At 36.0% G+C, this 23805-nt stretch carries 24 protein-coding genes; all 24 read left to right on the top strand.

Going from position 1 to position 23805, the window contains the following annotated elements:
- Positions 1-229 precede the first annotated feature (229 nt).
- The 24 genes from rimP to H7K77_RS08695 all read left to right on the top strand — a co-directional run bounded on the left by rimP (position 230) and on the right by H7K77_RS08695 (position 23587).
- A complete protein-coding gene (gene rimP / locus H7K77_RS08810; RefSeq protein ID WP_186577435.1) occupies positions 230-700 on the top strand; it encodes a ribosome maturation factor RimP in 471 nt (156 codons plus the stop codon).
- 18 nt (positions 701-718) lie between these two features.
- The gene (gene nusA / locus H7K77_RS08805) at positions 719-1828 is read left to right on the top strand and encodes a transcription termination factor NusA (protein ID WP_186577434.1); all 1110 of its coding nucleotides are present in this window, start codon (positions 719-721) and stop codon (positions 1826-1828) included.
- A 12-nt stretch (positions 1829-1840) separates the two neighbouring features.
- Positions 1841-2122, top strand: a complete 282-nt coding sequence (rnpM, locus tag H7K77_RS08800; protein ID WP_186577433.1) for an RNase P modulator RnpM — start codon at positions 1841-1843, stop codon at positions 2120-2122.
- The gene (locus H7K77_RS08795) at positions 2115-2429 is read left to right on the top strand and encodes a YlxQ family RNA-binding protein (protein ID WP_186577432.1); all 315 of its coding nucleotides are present in this window, start codon (positions 2115-2117) and stop codon (positions 2427-2429) included. The genes rnpM and H7K77_RS08795 overlap by 8 nt, the downstream gene beginning before the upstream one ends.
- A 4-nt stretch (positions 2430-2433) precedes the next feature.
- Complete coding sequence (infB, locus tag H7K77_RS08790; RefSeq protein ID WP_186577431.1) at positions 2434-4548, top strand: translation initiation factor IF-2; 2115 nt, start codon at positions 2434-2436, stop codon at positions 4546-4548.
- The gene (locus H7K77_RS08785) at positions 4545-4823 is read left to right on the top strand and encodes a DUF503 domain-containing protein (protein ID WP_186577430.1); all 279 of its coding nucleotides are present in this window, start codon (positions 4545-4547) and stop codon (positions 4821-4823) included. Before infB ends, H7K77_RS08785 begins: the two co-directional genes overlap by 4 nt.
- Before the next feature lie 67 nt (positions 4824-4890).
- Complete coding sequence (rbfA, locus tag H7K77_RS08780) at positions 4891-5241, top strand: 30S ribosome-binding factor RbfA (protein ID WP_186577429.1); 351 nt, start codon at positions 4891-4893, stop codon at positions 5239-5241.
- A 183-nt stretch (positions 5242-5424) separates the two neighbouring features.
- Positions 5425-6330, top strand: coding sequence for a tRNA pseudouridine(55) synthase TruB (truB, locus tag H7K77_RS08775; protein WP_186577428.1), 906 nt, complete (start codon positions 5425-5427; stop codon positions 6328-6330).
- Positions 6331-6346: 16 nt separating this feature from the next.
- Positions 6347-7294, top strand: a complete 948-nt coding sequence (gene ribF / locus H7K77_RS08770) for a riboflavin biosynthesis protein RibF (protein WP_186577427.1) — start codon at positions 6347-6349, stop codon at positions 7292-7294.
- 185 nt (positions 7295-7479) lie between these two features.
- On the top strand, positions 7480-7749 hold the full coding sequence (gene rpsO / locus H7K77_RS08765; protein ID WP_186577426.1) for a 30S ribosomal protein S15: 270 nt from the start codon (positions 7480-7482) through the stop codon (positions 7747-7749).
- A 276-nt stretch (positions 7750-8025) separates the two neighbouring features.
- Positions 8026-10143, top strand: coding sequence for a polyribonucleotide nucleotidyltransferase (gene pnp / locus H7K77_RS08760; protein WP_186577425.1), 2118 nt, complete (start codon positions 8026-8028; stop codon positions 10141-10143).
- 152 nt (positions 10144-10295) lie between these two features.
- Positions 10296-11246, top strand: coding sequence for a polysaccharide deacetylase family protein (locus tag H7K77_RS08755; protein ID WP_328701075.1), 951 nt, complete (start codon positions 10296-10298; stop codon positions 11244-11246).
- A 30-nt stretch (positions 11247-11276) separates the two neighbouring features.
- Positions 11277-12488 (top strand): M16 family metallopeptidase, encoded by a 1212-nt coding sequence (locus tag H7K77_RS08750; protein ID WP_186577423.1) that lies wholly within the window; start codon positions 11277-11279, stop codon positions 12486-12488.
- Between the two features lie 85 nt (positions 12489-12573).
- Positions 12574-12804, top strand: coding sequence for a YlmC/YmxH family sporulation protein (locus H7K77_RS08745; RefSeq protein ID WP_186577422.1), 231 nt, complete (start codon positions 12574-12576; stop codon positions 12802-12804).
- 249 nt (positions 12805-13053) lie between these two features.
- A complete protein-coding gene (gene dpaA / locus H7K77_RS08740; RefSeq protein WP_328701074.1) occupies positions 13054-13938 on the top strand; it encodes a dipicolinic acid synthetase subunit A in 885 nt (294 codons plus the stop codon).
- A gap of 14 nt (positions 13939-13952) precedes the next feature.
- Positions 13953-14537: a dipicolinate synthase subunit B gene (locus H7K77_RS08735; RefSeq protein WP_186577421.1), complete on the top strand. Its 585-nt coding sequence runs from the start codon at positions 13953-13955 to the stop codon at positions 14535-14537.
- Between the two features lie 105 nt (positions 14538-14642).
- A complete protein-coding gene (gene asd, locus H7K77_RS08730) occupies positions 14643-15689 on the top strand; it encodes an aspartate-semialdehyde dehydrogenase (protein WP_186577420.1) in 1047 nt (348 codons plus the stop codon).
- Positions 15690-15704: 15 nt separating this feature from the next.
- Complete coding sequence (dapG, locus tag H7K77_RS08725; protein ID WP_186577419.1) at positions 15705-16928, top strand: aspartate kinase; 1224 nt, start codon at positions 15705-15707, stop codon at positions 16926-16928.
- An 88-nt stretch (positions 16929-17016) separates the two neighbouring features.
- Positions 17017-17901, top strand: coding sequence for a 4-hydroxy-tetrahydrodipicolinate synthase (dapA, locus tag H7K77_RS08720; protein WP_186577418.1), 885 nt, complete (start codon positions 17017-17019; stop codon positions 17899-17901).
- Positions 17902-17988: 87 nt separating this feature from the next.
- Positions 17989-18717 carry a ClpP family protease gene (locus H7K77_RS08715; RefSeq protein WP_186577417.1) on the top strand — a complete coding sequence of 243 codons (729 nt, stop codon included), beginning with the start codon at positions 17989-17991 and terminating at the stop codon, positions 18715-18717.
- On the top strand, positions 18714-18917 hold the full coding sequence (locus tag H7K77_RS08710) for a YlzJ-like family protein (protein ID WP_186577416.1): 204 nt from the start codon (positions 18714-18716) through the stop codon (positions 18915-18917). Before H7K77_RS08715 ends, H7K77_RS08710 begins: the two co-directional genes overlap by 4 nt.
- A 167-nt stretch (positions 18918-19084) precedes the next feature.
- Complete coding sequence (locus tag H7K77_RS08705; RefSeq protein ID WP_186577415.1) at positions 19085-21391, top strand: FtsK/SpoIIIE family DNA translocase; 2307 nt, start codon at positions 19085-19087, stop codon at positions 21389-21391.
- Between the two features lie 235 nt (positions 21392-21626).
- Entirely contained in the window at positions 21627-22349 is a 723-nt protein-coding gene (locus tag H7K77_RS08700) for a GntR family transcriptional regulator (protein ID WP_186577414.1), read from the top strand.
- Positions 22350-22444: 95 nt separating this feature from the next.
- Complete coding sequence (locus H7K77_RS08695) at positions 22445-23587, top strand: BMP family lipoprotein (RefSeq protein WP_186577413.1); 1143 nt, start codon at positions 22445-22447, stop codon at positions 23585-23587.
- Positions 23588-23805: the final 218 nt, after the last annotated feature.

Raw genomic sequence — 23805 nt, 5'->3', positions numbered from 1 at the left:
ACCCACTCTTTCTTTCATACTTATGTCTTTTTGATCTGACCTGTCGCAGCAAAAAGAGTCCCTGAATTAGGATGGAATTCGATATGTTCCCTTGCCAATTTTTGGCAAGGGTTTTGTAGTTATACTTTCCAAGTATTGCTTTTAAATGAAAAGTGTATAGTTGAATATACTAATTACAAAAGGTATTTATCCGAGGACCATTAGTAGTGCTTAAAAGGAGGGAATTTTAGTGAGTAATAAAGTAACGGAACAGACAGAGCAATTAGTACTACCAATACTTGAAGAAATGAGCCTAGAACTTGTTGATGTTGAATTTGAAAAAGAAGGGCCAAACTGGTTTCTACGCATTTTTGTTGACAAAGATGGTGGTGTCGACATTGAGGAGTGTGGGCAAGTATCAGAGAAACTAAGTGAAAAATTAGACGCAGACGACCCGATTACATTCCCTTATTTTTTAGAGGTGTCATCACCAGGTGCAGAACGTCCTTTAAAAAAGAAAAAGGACTTTCTTAGCAACTTAGAAAATAATGTTTACATTAAGTTATATGAGCCACTTCATGATGCAAAAGAGTTTGAAGGTATTTTAAAGTCTTTTGAAAATGATATAGCTGTAATAGAAATTAAAGTTAAAACGAAAAAGAAAGAAATTGAAATTCCTTTTGAAAAAATTGCAAAAGCTCGGTTAGCAGTAACATTTTAATATTAAGGGGGAAAAAAAGTGAGTAGTGAGCTTTTTGATGCCATTGATTATTTGGAAAGAGAAAAAGGTATCGATAAAAACATTTTAATGGAGGCCCTTGAGGCTGCTCTTATTTCAGCTTATAAGAAAAATTTTAAATCTGCTACGAATGTTAGAGTTGATTTAAATGAACAATCTGGCTCGATGCATGTTTATGCTCGAAAGGATATTGTTGAAGAAGTGGATGATCAACAACAACAGATTTCGCTTGAGGAAGCAAAGCAGTTGAACCCGAACTATGAAATTGGCGATGTTATGGAAATAGAAGTTACGCCAAAGGATTTTGGTAGAATTGCAGCTCAAGCTGCAAAACAAGTCGTAACACAACGAGTTCGTGAAGCGGAACGAGGCGTTATTTTTAGTGAGTACATAGATAGAGAAGAGGACATAATGACAGGAATTATTCAAAGGAAAGATCCTCGCTTTATATATGTTAACCTTGGAAAAATAGAAGCAAAACTACCGGACAGTGAACAAATGCCAACAGAAGAATATAATGTGCACGATCGTTTAAAGGTTTTTGTTACTAAAGTAGAAAATACGAATAAGGGACCTAATGTTTTTGTGTCACGTACACATCCAGGATTACTTAAAAGGTTATTCGAAATGGAAGTTCCTGAAATATATGATGGTACGGTTGAGATTCGTTCTGTAGCAAGGGAAGCAGGCGACCGTTCTAAAATCTCAGTTTATGCTTCAAATCCTGAAGTTGATCCGGTTGGTTCATGTGTTGGGCAGAGAGGGCAACGTGTCCAGGCGATTGTAAATGAATTAAAAGGGGAAAAAATCGATATCGTCGAATATTCAGAAGACCCAGTAGTGTATGTCTCCAATGCTTTAAGTCCTTCTAAAGTGGTGGAAGTGAAAGTTAATGAGGAAGAAAAGGCAACTACTGTTATCGTTCCTGATTATCAATTATCTTTAGCAATTGGAAAACGTGGGCAAAATGCACGTTTAGCTGCTAAGCTTACTGGTTGGAAAATAGATATAAAAAGTGAATCGGAAGCAAGAGAAGAAGGTCTATTGTCTACAGATTCCTATGAAGAGGAAGAAACCTATTCTGAGATCGATGAAGATCTATTTGAATAAGGAGGTATTCATATGGCAAAAACAAACAAAAAAACACCTCTTAGAAAGTGTGTAGTTACACAAGAAATGAAACCTAAGCAGGACCTAATTCGGGTTGTTCGCAATAAAGAGGGTGAAGTGTTTGTAGACCCGTCTGGTAAAAAAAATGGTCGGGGAGCATATGTATCCAAAGACATCACAGTTGTTGAGAAAGCTGAGAGTAACAATATCTTAGGGCGACATCTCAGCACAACAGTTGATCCAGTGATCTATGAACAACTAAAATTAGTCATAGAAGGTAAAAAAATTGAGTAAAGATTATTTGAACATGTTGGGATTAGCATTCCGTGCCAGAAAATGTACACTCGGCGAGGAACTTATTGTTCGTGAAATTCAAAAACAACAAGCTAAATTGGTGCTTTTAGCTAGTGATACCGGACCAAACACTAGAAAAAAGATTATAGATAAATGTTCGTACTATAACGTACCATATAGAATTGTAGATGACAGAGATACAATTTCACAGGCAATGGGAAAATCCGGAAGGGTAGCTATTTCAATCTTAGATGATGGATTCGCTAAGAAAATAACATCGTTACTCGATAAATCTATTCGGGGGTGAACGTATGAGCAAAATGCGCGTTTATGAATATGCAAAGGAAAAGAACTTATCTAGTAAAGTGATTATTAATAAATTAAAAGAGTTAAAAGTAGAAGTCTCTAACCATATGTCTACAATTTCTGATGAAACAAAGGTTGAATTAGATAAATTGTTTGCAGGAAAAAGTACTGCAAAAGAAGAGAAATCCTCAAATCAAAGTAATAAAAACAATCAATCTAAAAATGCTAAATCCCAACCTAAAGAAAAACAAAGTGCGAACAATCAGTCAGCCAAATCTAAAGGTAAGGGAAATAAAAATATGAATAATAAAAACAATAACACAAATGCAACAAACCAAAATGAGAAACAAGCAAGTAAACAAGAAACAACTTCTAAAGTTACTTACATTGGAAATTTAACTGTTGGTGACCTAGCTGAGAAATTAGGGAAAGATACTAGCGAAATCATTAAAAAGTTAATGTTCCTTGGTGTAATGGCAACTAAAAACCAAGATCTTGACGATGATTCTATCGAATTAATCTGTGAAGAATATGGTGTGGAAGTTGAGAAACAAGAAGTCGTCGATGAGATAGCAATCGAAACGTTTATTGAAGAAGATAATACAGACGACTTAATTGAAAGACCTGCAGTCGTAACGATCATGGGACACGTTGACCATGGTAAAACAACTTTACTTGATTCTATTCGTGATACGAAAGTAACAGAAGGTGAAGCAGGTGGAATTACGCAACACATTGGTGCTTACCAAATTGAAAATAAAGGAAAGAAAATAACTTTCTTAGACACTCCGGGACACGCAGCATTTACAAGCATGCGTTCACGTGGAGCACAAGTAACAGACATTGCAATTCTAGTTGTTGCTGCAGATGACGGTGTTATGCCTCAAACCATTGAAGCAATTAATCATGCTAAAGCAGCAGAGGTGCCGATCATTGTAGCTGTAAACAAAATGGATAAAGAAGGGGCTAACCCTGACCGTGTTATGCAGGAATTAACGGAACATGGTTTAATTGCAGAAGACTGGGGTGGCGAAACGATCTTTGTTCAACTATCTGCTATTAAGCGTGAAGGTATTGAAGACCTAATTGAAATGATTCAATTAGTAGCAGAGGTCGAGGAATTGAAAGCTAATCCAGATCGTAATGCAAGTGGTACTGTGATTGAAGCAGAGTTGGATAAAGGACGTGGATCGGTTGCCACTTTATTAGTTCAAAACGGGACACTACATGTAGGTGATCCTATTGTAGTTGGTAATACGTTTGGTCGTGTACGTGCAATGGTTAATGATATAGGACGACGTGTTAAAACAGCAGGACCTTCTACACCAGTCGAGGTTACAGGGTTAAATGAAGTACCTCAAGCTGGTGATCGCTTTGTTGTGTTTGATGATGAGAAGAAAGCACGTCAAATTGGTGAAGCCAGACAACAAAAGCAAATCGAAGAGAAACGTGGAGATAAAGCAAGAGTAAGTTTAGATGACTTATTTGAGCAAATTAAGCAAGGGGAAGTAAAAGACATTAATCTAATTTTGAAAGCAGATGTACAGGGTTCTGCTGAAGCATTAGCATCCTCATTAGAAAAAATTGAAGTGGAAGGCGTTAAAGTACGTATTATTCACACTGGTGTAGGTGCGATTACAGAATCTGATATTATCTTAGCTTCTGCATCGAATGCTATTGTAATTGGCTTTAATGTTAGACCTGATGTGAATGCTAAAAAAGCAGCTGAAACAGAAAAAGTAGACGTAAGACTTCATAGAATTATTTATAAAGTAATAGAAGAGATTGAGTCTGCTATGAAAGGGATGCTTGATCCAGAATTTCAAGAAAAAGTTATCGGCCAGGCAGAAGTGCGTGAAATCTTTAAAGTGTCGAAAATTGGTACTATTGCCGGAAGCTATGTAACTGATGGTAAAATTTCGCGTGACGCTGGTGTTCGTGTGATTCGTGATGGAGTTGTCATTTACGAAGGTGAAATTGACACATTGAAAAGATTTAAGGATGATGTTAAAGAAGTTGCACAAAACTATGAGTGTGGTATTACAGTAGAGAACTTCAATGATATTAAAGAAGGCGACATATTTGAAGCCTATATTATGGAGGAAATCGAGCGTAAATGATCCTTTATGCAGAAGTAGAATGCTTTATTTATGAATCACAATCATTAAAGCAAAAACGATCTGTAATAAAAAAAATAATAACAAGAGTACAAAATGATTATAATATTGCTATAAGTGAAATAGCATTTCAAGACTTATGGCAACGAACACAATTTGGTCTTGTTACTATTTCCAGTGATAACGTTCAGTCGGAAAGGGTCATTCATCAGGCTTTTCGCTTGATCGATTCTTTTCCAGAGATTGAACGTACAACAACAACTATTGAATGGTTATAAGTTATGTTCATGTTATACATGAGCCACCTATAATATTCCCTCAATCTTTGAAGAGGTGATTTTTAAGATGAGTGATCTAAGAGCGAATCGTGTAGGCGAACAAATGAAAAAAGAATTGGGTGACATAATCGGCAGAAAGATTAAGGACCCACGTGTAGGTTTTGTTACAGTTACAGATGTTGAAGTGACTGGTGATCTACAGCAAGCAAAAGTTTTCATCTCTGTTTTAGGAGAGGATAAACAAAAGCAGGATACACTTGTTGGTCTTGCGAAAGCAAAAGGTTTCATTCGTTCCGAAATTGGCAAAAGAATTCGATTAAGAAAAACACCTGAACTATTCTTTGAATTTGATGAAGCCATTGAAAAAGGGAATAGAATTGAACATATTCTGCGTGATCTAAACAGTTCGGGAGAATAAGGAAATCTATTTACGTGATAAAACCCTTGTTATAAACTTTAAACAAGGGTTTTGTTGTGTATAAGATTGTTTTGACGAATGGTATATAATATCTTAAGAGGATAAATGTGATTAACCTGATCGAAGTTTTCTTTACAAATTATTAAGAGTTGTCTAAAAAATTACCCTGTAGGAGGTAGTATGATGAATGGAATACTTCCTTTATGGAAGCCAAAAGGGTTTACTTCCCATGATTGTGTAATGAAAATAAGAAAGTTACTAAAGACAAAAAAAGTAGGCCATACAGGCACGCTTGACCCAGAGGTTGAGGGTGTTCTCCCTATTTGTATTGGAGAGGCAACGAAAGTAGTCCCATACTTAACGGATACTACTAAAATATACATAGCAGAAATAACCTTAGGTATCTCAACTGAAACAGAAGATAGCTACGGTTTAGTTGTAGATACAAAACCATTAAAACAGGAATTTTCTGAAGATCAATTAAAAAAAGTACTTAATCAATTTTTAGGTCAAATCGAACAAATTCCTCCTATGTATTCTGCTGTTAAGGTGAATGGGAAGAAGTTATATGAGTATGCTCGTGAGGGTAAGACTGTGGAGCGCCATACTCGAACCATAACCATTCACCATATAGAAATGTTGTCCTATACCCCTTTAGATGAAAAGGGTAATCAAACAGTCCAATTTCAAGTGGAATGTTCTAAAGGGACCTATATTCGCACTCTTTGTGTAGATATAGGACAGGCACTTGGCTATCCTGCCCATATGTCTAGTTTAGTCAGAATTCAAACGGGAAATTTCAAAAAGGAAAACTCATACACTTTTGATCAAATTGAGAAAGCGATTAGTAAGGAAGAAGTCGATCTTCTACTATCTCCTATTCAAGCAGGAGTCGATCATTTAGATGTTATTTACGTTGATGTAGAAACGGAAAATAAGGTTTTAAATGGGCAAAAACTTCCTAGGCCGAAGCCATTACCAGATACAAATCCATTTAGAGTTCAATACAAGGATAAGTTAGTAGCTATCTATCAGTTTCATCCAAATAATGATCAAGAAATAAAGCCTGTTCGAGTATTCAGGCATTAGAAAGAGGTGATGAAATATGGAAGTGATTAGGTTAACCTATCCTCACCAATTATGTAGACATCAATTGCCTAATACAGTTGCAGCTATTGGTTTTTTTGATGGAATACATAGGGGACACCAGAAAGTAATCCAGACGGCACATTCGATTGCCAAAGATCAGGGAAAGGAAAGTGCGGTGATAACGTTCACTCCCCATCCTTCTGTTGTGTTGAGGAAAGATAAGCAACATGCTAGCTATATAACGCCACTAATTGAAAAGCAGCGTTTACTTGAACAAATGGGTATCGACAGATTGTACGTTATCACGTTTAACCTTGAGCTATCCAAATTGTCTCCACAAGTCTTTATAGATGATTTTATAATTGGACTAAACATAACGTCCTTAGTGGCCGGTTTTGATTTTAGTTATGGGCACATGGGTAAAGGTTCAATGAATACCATTGAAGAACATTCTAGAGGAAAGTTTAAGACAACCGTAGTAGGAAAAGTACAAGAGGATTTAGAAAAGATAAGTTCAACGAGGATTAGGAAACATTTATTAAGTGGGAATATTGAAGCAGCAAATGATTTATTAGGTAGACCGTTAAAAATACGTGGAGTTGTAGTGGAAGGTGACAAGCGAGGACGAACAATAGGCTATCCAACAGCTAACATCCAGCCAGCAGATAACTATTTTTTTCCAAAAGTAGGGGTTTATGCGGTCGCTATTAAAGTTGAAAAAAATAGATATTTTGGAATGGCCAATTTAGGATATAAACCAACATTTCAAGAAAATAGAGAATTACCATCAATAGAAGTTCATATTTTTGATTATAAAGAGGATATATATGGGAAAGAATTAGTAATAGAATGGAAAAAATATATTCGAGATGAAAGAAAGTTAAGCGACACGGCGGAACTGTTTTCGCAATTGAAAGCTGATGAGAAAGAAGTACGCTCTTATTTTAATGTAGAGACTTTATAACTTTTTTTACTGGGTAAAACGAATTAATTATGTGTTTCCATTATTTATTGAGATCTAATTAGAGCAAACACTTGCTTTTTTCTTCAAAAAGATGTACTCTAAGATACGGAAACCATCCACTTGGCAATATGAGTCTCCGACGTTTGCTAGGGGATTGGGGTTTTAAATAATAGGAGGTGAATAGGATGGCACTTACACAAGAGCGTAAAAATGCGATCATCAATGAGTATAAAACTCACGATAGTGACACTGGTTCTCCAGAGGTTCAAATCGCTGTCCTAACGGAAGAAATTACAAGCTTGAATGAGCACTTACGTGTTCACAAAAAAGATCACCACTCTCGTCGTGGTCTATTAAAAATGGTAGGTAAACGTCGTAACTTATTAAATTACCTACGTAACAAAGACGTAACACGCTACCGTGAATTAATCCAAAAGCTTGGATTACGTCGTTAATGTACTTAAAAGCGGGATAAACCCCGCTTTTTCTGTACGTAAAAAAACTCTTACATAAAGAAGTCCTAAAAGAAGTTATTAAATATAAGAAGAATAAGGAATAATCCATTCATAAATTCTTCTGTTTTGAACACCCTTTTAGACGAGGGACAATTATCTACAATACATGCACTAGTTAAAAAATACCATTAACATGAAAAATATTTAAGTCAACTGTATTTCATGTAAGCTGCATGGTACATGTAAGTTTCACATATGAGAGGAGTACTAACAAATATGGCAGATGAAAAAAAAGTATTCTCCACAGAAATATCTGGACAACCTTTCACGGTTGAAATTGGAGAATTAGCTAAACAAGCCAATGGAGCTTGTATGGTTCAATATGGTGACACTTCTGTATTAGCTACAGCTACAGCATCTAAAGAACCAAAAGATTTACCATTTTTCCCACTAACTGTTAACTACGAAGAACGTTTATATGCCGTTGGTAAAATACCAGGAGGTTTTATAAAAAGAGAAGGTCGTCCTAGTGAAAAGGCAATACTGACTTCTCGTTTAATAGATCGACCAATTCGTCCATTATTTCCAGACGGATTTCGTAATGAAGTACAGGTTATCAGTACAGTTATGAGTGTGGACCAAAACAATCCTTCCGAGATTGCAGCAATGATTGGATCTTCTATTGCATTGGGAATTTCTAATATTCCATTCGGTGGCCCTATTGCTGGAGTTATTGTTGGTAGAGTAGATGGCGAATTTATTATTAACCCAACAATCGACCAACAGGATAAAAGTGATATCCATTTAATAGTTGCAGGTACGAAAGATGCAATTAATATGGTTGAAGCAGGTGCTGAGGAAGTACCGGAAGAGATCATGTTAGAAGCTATCATGTTTGGTCATAATGAAATTAAACGATTAGTTGAATTTCAAGAGAAAGTGATTGCAGAAGTTAGAAAAGAAAAAATGGAAGTCACATTGTATGAACTTGATGCTGCTATAACCGCAGAAGTAGAAGCTAAGGCAAAAGAAGCTATGGTAAAAGCAATTCAGGTACAAGAAAAGCATGCACGTGAGGATGCCATTCAGGCAGTCAAAGCAGAACTAATTGAATCCTATGAAGCTCAAGAAGCTGATGACGATACAATTAAACAAGTAAAAGGTGTTTTGGATAAAATTGTAAAAGAAGAGGTTCGTCGCTTAATTACTAAGGAAAAGGTTCGACCTGATGGTCGGAAGCCAGATGAAATTCGCCCACTATCTTCGCGTATTGGGGTCCTACCTCGAACACACGGTTCTGGATTATTCACTCGGGGACAAACGCAGGCATTAAGTATATGTACACTAGGTGCTTTAGGCGATGTGCAGATTTTAGATGGATTAGACTTGGAAGAGTCTAAGCGGTTTATGCACCACTATAATTTCCCTTCCTACAGCGTGGGAGAAACTGGTCCTATTAGAGGCCCAGGCCGTCGTGAAATTGGACATGGTGCATTAGGAGAGCGTGCACTCGAAGTAGTCGTTCCTTCTGAAAAAGAATTTCCTTATACGATCCGTTTAGTATCTGAAGTTTTAGAATCAAACGGCTCTACTTCTCAAGCAAGTATTTGTGCAAGTACGCTTGCTATGATGGATGCGGGTGTTCCGATTAAGGCTCCAGTCGCAGGTATTGCTATGGGTCTCGTCAAATCGGGAGAGGATTATACGATTTTAAGTGATATCCAGGGTATGGAAGATCATTTAGGAGATATGGATTTTAAAGTGGCTGGAACTGCCAACGGTGTTACTGCTTTACAAATGGATATCAAAATTGAAGGACTTTCAAGAGATATTTTAGAGGAAGCTTTGATTCAAGCTCAAAAAGGACGTATGCACATTCTAGGTCATATGCTTGAAACTATTAATGAGCCAAAAGATGAATTATCAAGATATGCTCCAAAGATCTTAACGATGCATATTAATCCAGATAAAATACGTGATGTTATTGGACCAAGTGGTAAGCAAATCAATAAGATTATTGATGAAACTGGCGTAAAAATTGATATTGAGCAGGATGGTAATGTGTTCATCTCCTCTACTGAAAGTGAAATGAATGAAAAAGCCAAAAAGATTATAGAAGATATTGTTCGTGAAGTACAAGTTGGAGAAATGTATTTGGCAACAGTAAAACGAGTAGAAAAGTTTGGAGCATTTGCTGAGTTATTTAAAGGAAAAGAAGGACTTGTTCATATTTCCGAACTAGCTGAAGAAAGAATTGGCAAGGTTGAAGATGTCGTTTCTATCGGTGATAAAATCATGGTGAAAGTTAAGGAAATTGACAGACAAGGCCGTATTAATCTTTCTAGAAAAGCTGTTTTACTAGATGAGAAGGAAAAACAACAAAAAGATTCATAAAACGGAAGAAGCTGGCATGCCAGTTTCTTTTTTTAATCGAAAAAATCAGGATTAAAATCGTATGTTCTTATTGGCAAATAATCATTGTCTATTTATTTAGGTTCGTTCTACCTTGTCCCTTTTTTACATAGGTTTTAATGGGAGGGATAGAAGTGAACCGAACAATCATTCAACTAATAGCTTTTTTTGGTTTATTATTAATCATTTTTCAATATGATGGACAAATTTTGTGGAACAATAACAATACGGAGTACATAGCTGCTTTCCAATCTGCAACCGATCAGGAACCTGAATTGTTGGAAAAAATTAAAGAGAAAAAAGCAAAATACGAAGAGGAACCTCAAAACGCAAAAATTGATAAGGTTTGGAAAAAAATGCCTGGAAGAAATGGTATTGAAGTCAATGTTGAGAAGTCTTATGAAAAAATGAAAGAAATGGGTAAATTTAAAGAAGAATTATTAGTTTACGACCAAGTTGAACCTGAGGTTAATCTAGATGATTTACCGCCATCACCGATCTATAAAGGGCACCCAGAAAAAAATATGGTTTCTTTTCTGATTAATGTTGCTTGGGGAACAGACAATATACCTAGTATCTTAAACTCTTTAAAGAAAGAAAAAGTAAAGGCTACTTTCTTTATTGAAGGTAAGTGGGCTAGTGAAAATACTGATTTAGTGAAGATGATACAAGAGGAAGGGCATCTAATCGGTAACCATGCATATAATCACCCAGATATGAACAAGTTATCAAAAGCAGAAAATGTCGAGCAAATGGAAAGAACAAATGAGATATTAGAGGCTATTGTTGGGGAGACTCCAAAATGGTTTGCCCCTCCTAGCGGTAGCTTTAACGATGAGGTTGTAAAATCAGCATCAGATTTAGGTATGAATACAATATTATGGTCTGTGGATACGATTGATTGGAAAAAGCCATCCACTTCTGTTATGGTTAATCGTGTTATGTCAAAAATACATCCAGGTGCAATGATTTTAATGCATCCTACAGATGTAATAGAGCAAGGAATCGATGAGTTGATTTTGAATATTAAACAAAAAGAGTATAAAATTGGTACAGTAGACAAACTATTAAATACTAAACGTTAAAGACAACATCGTAGTATAGGAGGACTTAATTTGTTACAAAAACATACGTGCTCTAATGGTCTTCGCATTGTTTTAGAAGACATTCCATCTGTGAGGTCCGTTACAATTGGTATATGGGTTAAAACAGGATCGAGAAATGAAAGGGAGAAAAATAACGGTATTTCTCACTTTTTAGAACATATGTTTTTTAAAGGTACTAAAAATCGTACAGCAAAAGATATTGCAGAAGCATTTGATTCAATTGGTGGCCAGGTGAATGCTTTTACCTCAAAAGAATACACATGTTATTATGCGAAAGTTATTGATACCCACAAGGAATTTGCTTTAGATGTGTTAGCTGATATGTTCTTTCATTCATCCTTTGATGAAGAGGAAATGGAACGTGAAAAGAAAGTGGTATTAGAAGAAATAAAAATGGCAGAGGATACCCCTGATGATATAGTTCATGATCTTTTATCTGTTGCCTCCTACGGACAGCACCCTCTAGGGTTTCCAATTTTAGGTACAGATACAACGTTGGCATCCTTCAAACCTGATGATTTACGAGATTATATGGAAAAGAATTACGGTCCTGATAATGTAGTTGTTTCTGTAGCGGGAAACGTAGATACTTCTTTCTTTAATAAAGTTGAATCACTGTTTGGTAGTTACACAACATCACAACAAGCTGATAGCTATGAAAAACCTAACTTTATCGCAGATCATATTGAGAGAAAAAAAGATACGGAGCAAGCCCATCTTTGTCTTGGATATAATGGTTTGGCTATTGATGACAAGGACATTTATAGCTTAATTGTAACGAACAATGTACTAGGTGGTAGTATGAGCTCAAGACTTTTCCAAGAAGTACGGGAACAGAGAGGATTAGCCTATTCTGTGTTTTCTTATCATAGTTCTTTTTTAGATAATGGGTTACTTACTATATATGCAGGTACTAGTAAAGAGCATTTACCAATTCTAAGGGAAACCATTTCTGATACAATTGAAAACCTTCTTGCACAAGGACTTAGCGATAAGGAACTGAAGAACTGTAAAGAACAACTAAAAGGAAGTCTTATGTTAAGTTTAGAGAGCACAAATAGTAGGATGAGTAGAAATGGAAAGAATGAATTGCTACTAAGAAACCATCGAACATTAGATGAAATGATAGAAGAAATTGACGCGGTCAATCCTCAATCTATACAAAAAGTGATTGAAGAAGTTTTTAATGATTCTTATTCCAGTGCATTAATTTCTTCTTAAAGGTACAAACCTATGAGAATACACTCATAGGTTTGTTTTTTTTGCATACTCTCTTTTTAGAGGATACTTATAAGGAGGAGAAAATATGCGATACAAGGATTTGAGCGGAAAAGAAATTGTTAACGTAAAAAGTGGTTCACGATTAGGGGTTTTAGGGCAAACGGATTTAGAGATAAACGAAAAGACTGGGAAAATTGAGTCATTTATCGTTCCAAATTATAGTTGGTTCGGTATGAAAAAAGAAGCTAGTACAGCTAGAATAGAATGGAAGGATATAAAGAAAATCGGAGAAGACATGATAATAATTGAATCATAAATTTAAAGAAGCTAGTAATTCCGATTACTAAGCTTCTTTTTTTGACTTATTTATTATACCTTCTGAAATGTACACAAGCACATACCTAAGATTTTAGAGAAGTCACTACACATTTTATCTCTTATGGAAACACCCCTATTTTAATTGCCCTTTTTCTTCAAATATCGTTGAAAATTCCTCTATACTTTCACTAACTAAGAAAAAAATCATAATATAAGAGAGGATAGTGATTACACCAGGAGAGGTGAAATGATGGAAACTAATAAACAAATCGCTGTTTTGGGAGGAGATGCAAGGTATTTAGAAATGATCAATACCCTTACACAGTTCAATGATATTGATATTCACTTAGTAGGGTTTGATCAACTAAATCAAGGCTTCACTGGAGCAAAACAGGTTGATATTGACGACTTAGATCAAAGTAACTTAGATGCAATAATTCTACCGATTCCGGGCACAGACGATAAGGGTTTAGTAGATCCTGTGTTTTCTGATAAAAAATTTACAATAAGTCGGGATTGGCTGGAAGGACTTCCTAGTCACTGCATTGTATTTAGTGGAATTGCAAACCAATATTTAATTAATAGTACAAAAGATACAGGATTAAAACTGATACCATTAATGAACCGAAACGATGTAGCCATTTATAATTCTATTCCTACAGTTGAAGGGACAATTATGATAGCTATTCAAAATACTGATTTTACTATCCATTCTTCAAATGTTATTGTTTTAGGTCTTGGAAGAGTTGGACTGAGTACAGCAAGAGCATTTTCAGCACTAGGTGCAAATGTATTTGTTGGGTCAAGAAGTAAAGAGGATGTAGCAAGAGCCACAGAGATGGGACTTACAGGTTTTCACATGGAAGAACTTTCTGCATATACTTCTAATTGTGACATCTTAATTAATACTGTTCCTGCCTTAGTTGTAACAGAGGATGTAATAAAACCGATGAAAGCAAACGCATTAATTATAGATTTAGCATCCAAACCTGGTGGAACAGACTTTGATTATGCAAAGCAAAGAGGAATAAAAGCGTTGCATTCTTTAGGGTTACCAGGAATAGTTGCTCCTAAAACTGCTGGAGAGATTCTTGGAACTGTTATTAAACAGATCTTGTCTGAAGAAAATTAGGGGAGGAAGAAATAATGTCCTTAAAAGGTAAAAAAATAGGTTTTGGTATAACGGGTTCACACTGTACGTATGAAGCGGTTTTTCCGCAAATTGAAAAATTAGTGGAAGAGGGTGCTGAGGTAGTACCTGTGGTTTCTTACACTGTTCAATCAACGGATACTAAGTTTGGTAAGGCAAAGGATCATATGGAACGAATTGAAAAAATTACAGGGAGAAAGCCCATTACAACCATTGTCGACGCGGAGCCACTTGGGCCTGCTGAACCGCTTGATTGCATGGTGTTAGCACCTTTAACTGGGAACTCAATGAGTAGACTTGCAAATGCTATTACAGATTCTCCAGTATTAATGGCTGCAAAAGCAACTATTAGAAATGGGAGTCCAGTTGTGATAGGCATTTCTACTAACGATGCACTAGGATTGAACGGTGTCAATTTAATGCGTCTAATGTCTACAAAATTAATGTATTTCGTGCCTTATGGCCAAGATGATCCAATTAAGAAGCCAAATTCGCTTGTATCTGACATGACACTTATTCCTGATACGATTGAGAAGGCATTGGAATTTAAGCAAATTCAACCAGTTATAATTGAAAGATAAAAAGAGTAAATTGTCCTTTCTGTACCTGATATGTCAAGAATATGTTAAAATATAATCTATTAGCATTTATAAAAGCAATGTGATTTAAGGAGAGGAGATAATTAAATGGCAAACGAACAAGGGTATAATGTAGCAGTAGTAGGGGCAACAGGTGCAGTAGGACAAAAAATGTTGGAAACATTAGAGAAAAAGAATTTTCCTATCAATAATTTAAAATTGTTATCTTCTAGCCGTTCGGCTGGTAAAAAAATAAATTTTAAAGGTGAAGAATTTATTGTAGAAGAAGCAACACCTGAAAGCTTTGAAGGTGTTCAAATTGCTTTATTCTCAGCAGGTGGATCTGTATCTAAAGGTTTAGCGCATGAAGCAGTTACAAGAGGTGCAGTAGTAGTAGATAATACAAGTGCTTTCCGTATGGATGAAAACGTACCATTAGTAGTACCAGAGGTAAACGAAAGTGACATTTCAAAGCATAACGGCATTATTGCTAATCCAAATTGTTCTACAATTCAAATGGTAGCAGCTCTTAAGCCAATTCAAGATTCATTCGGAATTTCCCGTGTAATCGTGTCGACTTATCAAGCTGTTTCAGGGGCAGGGACATCTGCTGTAGAAGAATTAAAAGAGCAATCCCAAGCATTTTTGAATGGTGAAGAACTAGAAGCTAATTTAATGCCAGTAAAAGGAGATAAAAAGCATTTTCCGATTGCTTTTAATGCACTGCCACAAATTGATGTATTCCAAGATAATGGGTACACATTTGAAGAAATGAAAATGATTAATGAGACAAAGAAAATCATGCATGCTCCTGAACTTCATGTTGCAGCAACTTGTGTAAGATTACCGTTTTTCACTTCTCACGCTGAAAGTGTTTACGTTGAAGTTGATAATGAAAATGTAACAGTTGAAGAATTACAAAAATCGCTTGCAAATGCGGATGGAGTTATTTTAGAGGATGATCCATCTAATCAAGTTTATCCAACTCCACTTAATTCAGCAGGAAAGAGTGAGGTTTTTGTTGGTAGAGTAAGAAAAGATTTGGATAATCCAAAAGGTTTCCATCTTTGGGTTGTTTCCGATAACTTATTAAAAGGAGCAGCATGGAATTCTGTACAAATTGCAGAATCCTTAGTTAAAAATAACTGGCTGTAACTTAGAGGTGTCTTAATGAAAATTTTAGTACAAAAATTTGGAGGTACTTCTGTCCGGGATCAAGATTCCAGACAGAGTGCCATTGAGCATATAACAGATGCAATAAATGAAGGATTTAAAGTGGTTGTTGTGGTATCAGCTATGGGACGAAATCCAGATCCATACGCTACTGATTCCTTACTCGGATTAGTAAATTTTCCGAATACAAATATTTCTAAACGCGAACAAGATTTACTATTGTCATGTGGAGAAACGATCTCATCTGTTGTTTTTTCTAATGAGTTAAAGAGCCAGAAAATATCGTCCATTGCCTTAACAGGCGCTCAAGCAGGTTTTATCACCAACGATGATTTCACTGCTGCTAAAATAAAAGAAATGGATAGTGGCCGAATTAGAGAAGAACTTACACAACATGATGTAGTAGTTGTTGCTGGATTCCAAGGAAGAACCGAATCGGGAGAAATAACTACAATTGGTCGTGGTGGTAGTGATACATCTGCAGCTGCGTTAGGTGCTTCACTAGATGCTGAATTCATAGATATTTTTACGGATGTAGATGGAATTATGACAGCTGATCCGCGTGTCGTATCATCAGCTCGTACCCTTGATGTTGTTACTTATTCAGAAATATGTAACATGGCTTATCAAGGAGCTAAGGTCGTACATCCTAGGGCTGTAGAAATTGCTATGCAAGCTAAAGTACCTATACGGGTTCGATCGACAAAATCAAAAGATAAAGGTACGTTAGTTACGACATCACGTGATAACGAAAAAGGCAAGGATATACCCGATCGATTAATTACGGGTATTGCTCATATGTCAGAAATAACTCAAGTTAGGGTTTCATCATCCAACGGACCATATCAACTCCATTCTCAAGTATTTAAAGTAATGGCTGAAGCAGGAATATCTGTGGACTTTATCAATATTTCTCCTACTGGTGTAGTCTATACGATTCCAGAAGTGTACACGGATAAAGCAGTAAAGCTATTACAAGAGTTACAATATGAACCTGAAATAACAAAGAACTGTGCAAAGGTTTCCCTCGTTGGAGCTGGTATGACAGGTGTTCCAGGAGTTACTGCAAAAATTGTGCAAACGTTGACCGATGAAGGAATCCAAATTCTTCAATCTGCCGACAGTCATACAACAATATGGGTTCTTATTCACAATGACGATCTTGTCCCTGCAGTGAATGCACTTCATGACACTTTTGAATTAAACAACCAAGGAAAATAGATGCACTATCCTTAAGGGACTAGGATAGAAAAAAGGTGAATTCATACATGTTGTTTTGTAGTCGAAGAAGAAAGGAGAATAGTAGTCTATGGATTTTGGAAGAGTACTAACTGCAATGGTTACTCCGTTTGATGAACAGAATCAAATTGATTTTGATAAAACAACTCAGTTAGTAAATTACTTGTTAGATAATGGCTCGGATGGGTTAGTAGTAGCTGGAACAACTGGGGAGTCTCCAACCCTTACTTCCCAAGAAAAACTAGAACTTTTCGAACATGTAGTAAAAATAGTAGATAAACGTGTTCCTGTTATTGCTGGGACCGGTTCTAATAATACGAATGCTTCTATTGAATTGACGAAACAAGCAGAGAGGGTTGGAGTAGATGCCGTATTATTAGTAACACCCTACTATAATAAGCCTAGTCAACAAGGTCTATATGAACATTTCTCTACTATTGCAAAGGAAACTACTTTGCCTGTCATGCTTTATAATATTCCCGGGCGTACGGTAGTGCAAATGTCTGTTGAAACAATTGTCGAATTATCCAAAATTCCGAATGTCGTTTCTGTAAAAGAATCAAGTGGGGATTTAGATGCGATCTCAAAGGTAATTGACATGACGAGTGAAGACTTTACCGTTTACAGTGGAGATGACAGTTTAACGCTGCCTATTAAGTCTATTGGAGGTAAAGGTATTGTCTCTGTCGCAGCCCATGTTATCGGCAATGAAATGAATGAGATGATTCGTGCTTTTGAAAGTGGAGACGTGGTGCAGGCAGCTTCCATGCATCGAGAGTTGTTACCTATTATGAAAGGATTATTTATGGCGCCATCTCCAACACCGGTAAAAGCAGCTTTAAAAATGAAAGGTTTCGATGTTGGTAGCGTTCGACTCCCATTAATTCCTTTGAATAATAATGAAGAACAACAATTAAACAAGATATTAATGGATTTTAGAGGTAGTAACTCATAAGAGTTGCTACCTTTTCTATTTATATTTGTATGTAACTTGTTTCCATTGTTCATACTAATTATAGCGTTAAAGAAAGGAGCGTTTATAATGACAGACAAAGATATAGGTAAACATGAAGGAGAAGATCAAACGAATCCTCCTTCATCACTCGTACAGAAAATTCAGGCACTTGGACAAACATCTGTTCCAACTGCTCCCGATTCTAATATTCATGTATTATCAATCATTGGACAGGTTGAAGGTCACGTACAATTACCACCACAAAATAAAACAACAAAGTATGAACACTTAATCCCTCAAATTGTGGCAATTGAACAAAATCCAAAAATCGAAGGCTTAATTGTTGTATTAAATACAGTTGGAGGGGATGTAGAAGCAGGTCTTGCTTTATCGGAAATGCTTGCCTCTCTATCTAAACCGACTGTATCGATTGTACTTGGAGGTGGCCACTCAATTGGGGTACCTATTGCAGTATCAACAAATTACTCCTTTATTGCACCTTCTGCAACAATGACTATTCATCCGATACGATTAACTGGACTCGTAATAGGTGTACCACAAACGTTTGAATACTTAGACAAAATGCAAGAACGTGTTATACAATTTGTTACGAGTCACTCCAACATAAAAGGAGAAAAATTTAAAGAACTTATGTTTGAAAAAGGTAATCTTACAAGAGATATTGGGACAAACGTCATTGGAACCGATGCAGTTAAATATGGTTTAATCGATGAAGTTGGTGGGATAAAAGAAGCGATGGTAAAATTAAATGAATTGATTGATCAGGATAAAGAAGATGGGACGATGATTCAATGATTTTATACACACCATTAAGCGAAACAGATATATATCCAGTATCAAGCGATAGCTATACAAAGTTTCAAACCATTGAAGTAAACGGTAAAAGATTAACGGTAGAGGATCTACAAGACGGTTCATATAGAATTGTACAATTACTCTCAACTAATCCGCATGATTATTTAAATGCTAATTTTACACCGGGACAGATAATTTAAAAATCAATACTTAAATTGAGGCAACTCTATGATATACTATAGTCATTAAAAGTGATTAATTTTGTTACTTCGCCTTAGATTTTAAACCCTTGTCAATCTATACTGACAAGGGTTTATCTAATCGTATAACAAAAGAACATCTTCTGAACAATCGCAGAGGTGAGAGAATGGCAAAAAAAAGGAAAACAAAAAAGAAACAAGTCCAATTTAAGGATCAGGTCAAATTTGAATTAATAGGTATTTTATTTATTTTTCTTGCAGTACTTGGTAGTGGAGCAAGTGCAATAAGTGATGGTGCCATACCATCCATACTAGAAAATATATTTAGATTTATATTTGGAGTATGGTATTTTGTTGCCTCCCTATTTTTACTAGGATTAGGAATTTATCTAATGATCAAAAGGAAAATACCACTCCTCTTTAATAGGCGGTTGTCGGGACTTTATATTATATTTCTAGGAGTACTCTTACTAACACATATTCAAACTTTTGAGGCTTTATTACTGAAAGTTGTAAATCCTTCCATAATAAAAACAACTGTTTCTCAAATCTTTTCCTTTTATAAAGGAGAAGTACCTTCAGTAAATTTAGGAGGGGGATTCTTAGGGGCTATATTACTTGCGTTTTGTTACTATCTATTTTCAGCAACAGGAGCGAAAATTGTTGCAGCTTTCTCTATTCTAATCGGTGGATTATTTTTAACGAATTTTTCGATTGGTGCCTTTATAGAGAAAAATGTCCTTAGAATAAAGGAATATTCCAAGGACCAGTTCCAACGAATAAAAGAAGTAAGACAAAAACGTAAAGAAGAAAAACGGCAGGCAAAGGCTGAAGTGGAGGCTAATGAACCGGAAATACATCAACATGATGTACCAGTAGTAGAACCTGAGATTGAAGAGTTCACCGATATAGCCTATTCAATGGAAACTAATACAACTGAGACTTCTACCAAGGAAATGAAAGCTAAAGAGAAAGAACCACAGATTAAAAGTAAGAAAGCAGATGAAGTAGAAATTTCAGAATCTTTACCAATGACAGAACTAGAGAATTTTGATTATCAACTTCCTTCGATGGGTCTGCTAACCGAACCAATAAATAACACCCAACAACAGGAACGTTCACAAATTCAAGCGGTTGTAAGAAAACTTGAAAAAACGTTTCATAGTTTCGGAGTAAAAGCAAAGGTAACAAAAGTCCATGTAGGTCCTGCCGTAACGAAATATGAAGTCTACCCAGACGCTGGGGTGAAAGTAAGTAAAATTGTTAATTTACATGATGACTTAGCACTTGCTCTAGCGGCAAAGGATATTAGAATTGAAGCACCAATACCAGGAAAGTCAGCAGTTGGAATTGAGGTGCCAAATCAAGAAATTGCTACTGTTTCATTACGTGAAGTGTTGGAAACAAAGCAAGCTCAACAAGGTTCGAAACTTTCATTCGTATTAGGTAGAGACATTTCCGGAGAGGCTGTAATGGCTGAATTAAACCGCATGCCTCATTTACTAGTTGCCGGGGCAACTGGTAGTGGTAAAAGTGTTTGTATAAATGGAATTATTACTAGTATCCTAATGCGTGCAAAACCTCACGAAGTGAAAATGATGATGATAGACCCTAAGAAAGTAGAATTAAATATATACAATGGGATCCCACATCTACTAGCACCGGTAGTTACAGATCCTAAGAAAGCTTCACGGGCTTTGAAAAAAGTAGTTTCTGAAATGGAAAGGCGATATGAGTTATTTTCAGATACAGGCACTAGAAACATAGAAGGATACAATGAATACATCCGAAAGCATAACTTAGCTGAAGGGGACAAGCAACCACAGTTGCCATTTATTGTTGTATTAGTAGACGAGTTGGCAGATTTAATGATGGTTGCATCTGGAGATGTAGAAGATGCGATAACACGTTTAGCTCAGATGGCTCGTGCAGCAGGTATTCATTTAATTATAGCAACACAACGACCATCAGTAGATGTTATCACCGGTGTGATTAAAGCAAATATCCCATCAAGGATTGCTTTTAGTGTGTCCTCACAAACAGACTCTCGAACTATATTAGATTCAGGTGGAGCAGAAAAGTTACTAGGCAGAGGGGACATGCTGTTTATACCCGTTGGTGCATCTAAGCCTACAAGGATTCAAGGTGCTTTTCTATCTGATGAGGAAGTAGAACGGATTGTAGATCATTGTGTAGAACAACAAAAAGCACAATATCAGGATGAAATGATACCAGAAGAAGAAACGGAAGTAGTAAATAATGTAGATGATGAATTGTTTGATGAGGCAGTACAAATGATCATTGAAATGCAAAGTGCAAGTGTTTCGATGCTTCAACGACGATTTAGAATTGGTTATACTAGAGCAGCAAGGTTAATTGATGCGATGGAGGATCGTGGGATTGTAGGTCCATACGAGGGATCTAAACCAAGAACAGTTTTGGTTTTCGATTATTCTGAAGAAAAATCCTCATAAATAAAAGATAATTGGAAATGATGATAAAGAATCGGTAAATTGAGATTATGGAAAATCATTACAATTAAACCTACTTTTTGTGAGGTTATCTGACAAACTCTGTCATTATCTGATTTTTTCTAGGTAATTTTATGCAAATTTCTATTTATTTCTAGTATTAAAAGTGTTATATTTATTTTTGACTATTAGTAACGCTCCATTTTTGGATAGAGTGATGGAACTTTAGGGGGAACGAATGTCTATTAATTCAGATGATCTTCAATTACATATTCGGGTCATAGAGCAACTAAAACAAGACATAGAAAATGGAACTTATAAAGAAAAAGAAAAGTTACCTTCAGAATTTGAATTAGCCCGAAAATTACATGTGCCAAGAGCCATTTTGAGGGAGGCTATTTCAATGTTGGAAGAGGAAAATGTTGTGGTTAGGCATCATGGTGTAGGTACATTTGTTCATACTAAACCATCATTTTCATCAGGGATTGAACAATTAGGAAGCGTTACAGAAATGATAAAAAGTTCAGGAAAGATACCTGGATCCCAGTACATTTCTACAGAACTCGTCAATCCGACAGAGAATGACAAAAAACATTTTGCTCCTACTAAGATAAATAAGATAGCTAAGATTGAAAGAGTAAGAACTGCAGATGGTGACCCGGTCGTGTATTGTATTGATAGGATTGACAAAGAACTAATACCTGTGGAATTAGTTCACACACAAGATTCCTTGTTTCACTTTTTAGATCAACATTCTGATACACAGATTGCTTATGCCGTTACGTATATTGAGCCAGTAAGTTATCATGAAGAAATTTCGCCAGTATTAAACTGTCAACCAGACCAAGCGCTATTACTATTAAAACAAATGCATTATACAAAAAATAATAGACCAGTTCTTTATTCTGCGAATTATTTTAGGTCAGATGTTTTCAGTTTTTATGTGTTAAGGAAGAGATGATAGATGAGGACTTTCAACTTTTAGGGGGTGATCGCTACTTCATAATCACAGCAATACCGATTTAAAATTATTACAAATAATGGGGGTATATTATTTTGAAAAAGAATCGTTTTTTATTGCTTTTAACTTTACTTTTAGCTGTAGGATTAGTACTTAGTGCTTGTGGAAGTTCTGAAGAAGGAGATAACGCTTCTGATAAATCTACTGATAATGGTGGAACTGAAGGAACTGACGAAGGTACGGAAAATACGGAAGAAGCTAGTGATATTAAAGTTGGTATGGTTACTGATATCGGTGGAGTAGATGATAAGTCTTTTAACCAATCTGCTTGGGAAGGTTTACAAGCCTTCGCTTCTGAAAATGGGTTATCAAAAGGACAAGGTATTGATTACGTTCAATCTGAAAAAGATGCAGATTATTTACCAAACTTAACTCGTTTAGTGCAACAAGACTATGATGTTGTTTATGGTATTGGATACTTACTTGCTCCAGCAGTTGAAAAAGTAGCGGAACAAAATCCTGATACTAATTTCGCAATTGTTGATTCCGTTGTAGAGGCTGATAACGTAGCAAGCATTACATTCCAAGAACATCAAGGTTCTTTTCTAGTTGGTGTTGCAGCAGCACTTAAAACAGAGTCGAAAAAAGTAGGCTTTGTTGGTGGAGTTGAAGGAGAATTAATTAAGAAATTTGAAGCTGGTTTTATTGCTGGCGTTAAGTCAGTAGATCCTTCTATTGATGTAACTGTTCAATATGCAGATTCTTTCGGTGCTCCTGATAAAGGGAAAGCGATTGCTGCTAACATGTACAACAGTGGAGTAGATGTCATTTATCATTCTTCTGGTGGTACTGGTAATGGTGTATTTGCTCAAGCAAAAGATATTAAGAATGCAAACCCAGATGCTTACGTATGGGTTATTGGTGTGGACCGTGACCAATATGAAGAAGGTGCAATTGGTGATACTAACGTTACTTTAACATCTATGCTAAAGCGTGTGGACGTTGCTGTTAAAACAGTAGCACAACAAGCAGCGGATGGAGAATTCCCTGGAGGCGAAATACTTGCTTTCGGTATTAAAGAAGATGGTATTGGTGTTGCTGATACAAATAAAGAAGCCTATACAGATGAAATAGATAAAGTCGTTCAAGAGTATAAAGAGAAAATTCTTAACGGTGAAGTAACAGTGCCGTCAACTGATGAAGAATTAAAAACTTATCTTGAGTCTTTAGAACAATAAGTAAGGGTAAGGGCTAGATTTTTCTAGCCTTTTCTCCTTGTCTATATTGTAAAATCCTCAAAGGGCGAGAAATTACACGTTTCTTTTCCTTTGGTGATTTTATAATTCTTAAAAATAATAATAGGTTTTAACGTAATGATTTTGCTATCGAAGTACGATTTATTGAAAAACTGAAGCAGTGTCTAGATAAGGAGTGGGGTCTTTGGAGAATCATGTTA

Source organism: Aquibacillus kalidii (assembly GCF_014280935.1).
Taxonomy (GTDB): Bacteria; Bacillota; Bacilli; order Bacillales; family Amphibacillaceae; genus Aquibacillus_D; species Aquibacillus_D kalidii.
This window is presented reverse-complemented; position numbering and strand designations above follow the sequence as displayed.

Bases quoted from the DNA above. Each gene is read 5' to 3' on its own strand.
- infB (WP_186577431.1), top strand. From the start codon at position 2,434: ATGAGCAAAATGCGCGTTTATGAATATGCAAAGGAAAAGAACTTATCT.
- asd (WP_186577420.1), top strand. From the start codon at position 14,643: ATGGCAAACGAACAAGGGTATAATGTAGCAGTAGTAGGGGCAACAGGT.
- H7K77_RS08785 (WP_186577430.1), top strand. From the start codon at position 4,545: ATGATCCTTTATGCAGAAGTAGAATGCTTTATTTATGAATCACAATCA.
- dapA (WP_186577418.1), top strand. From the start codon at position 17,017: ATGGATTTTGGAAGAGTACTAACTGCAATGGTTACTCCGTTTGATGAA.
- rbfA (WP_186577429.1), top strand. From the start codon at position 4,891: ATGAGTGATCTAAGAGCGAATCGTGTAGGCGAACAAATGAAAAAAGAA.
- rnpM (WP_186577433.1), top strand. From the start codon at position 1,841: ATGGCAAAAACAAACAAAAAAACACCTCTTAGAAAGTGTGTAGTTACA.
- dapG (WP_186577419.1), top strand. From the start codon at position 15,705: ATGAAAATTTTAGTACAAAAATTTGGAGGTACTTCTGTCCGGGATCAA.
- H7K77_RS08700 (WP_186577414.1), top strand. From the start codon at position 21,627: ATGTCTATTAATTCAGATGATCTTCAATTACATATTCGGGTCATAGAG.
- H7K77_RS08710 (WP_186577416.1), top strand. From the start codon at position 18,714: ATGATTTTATACACACCATTAAGCGAAACAGATATATATCCAGTATCA.
- H7K77_RS08705 (WP_186577415.1), top strand. From the start codon at position 19,085: ATGGCAAAAAAAAGGAAAACAAAAAAGAAACAAGTCCAATTTAAGGAT.
- H7K77_RS08745 (WP_186577422.1), top strand. From the start codon at position 12,574: ATGCGATACAAGGATTTGAGCGGAAAAGAAATTGTTAACGTAAAAAGT.
- rpsO (WP_186577426.1), top strand. From the start codon at position 7,480: ATGGCACTTACACAAGAGCGTAAAAATGCGATCATCAATGAGTATAAA.
- H7K77_RS08735 (WP_186577421.1), top strand. From the start codon at position 13,953: ATGTCCTTAAAAGGTAAAAAAATAGGTTTTGGTATAACGGGTTCACAC.
- H7K77_RS08715 (WP_186577417.1), top strand. From the start codon at position 17,989: ATGACAGACAAAGATATAGGTAAACATGAAGGAGAAGATCAAACGAAT.
- ribF (WP_186577427.1), top strand. From the start codon at position 6,347: ATGGAAGTGATTAGGTTAACCTATCCTCACCAATTATGTAGACATCAA.
- truB (WP_186577428.1), top strand. From the start codon at position 5,425: ATGAATGGAATACTTCCTTTATGGAAGCCAAAAGGGTTTACTTCCCAT.
- dpaA (WP_328701074.1), top strand. From the start codon at position 13,054: ATGATGGAAACTAATAAACAAATCGCTGTTTTGGGAGGAGATGCAAGG.
- pnp (WP_186577425.1), top strand. From the start codon at position 8,026: ATGGCAGATGAAAAAAAAGTATTCTCCACAGAAATATCTGGACAACCT.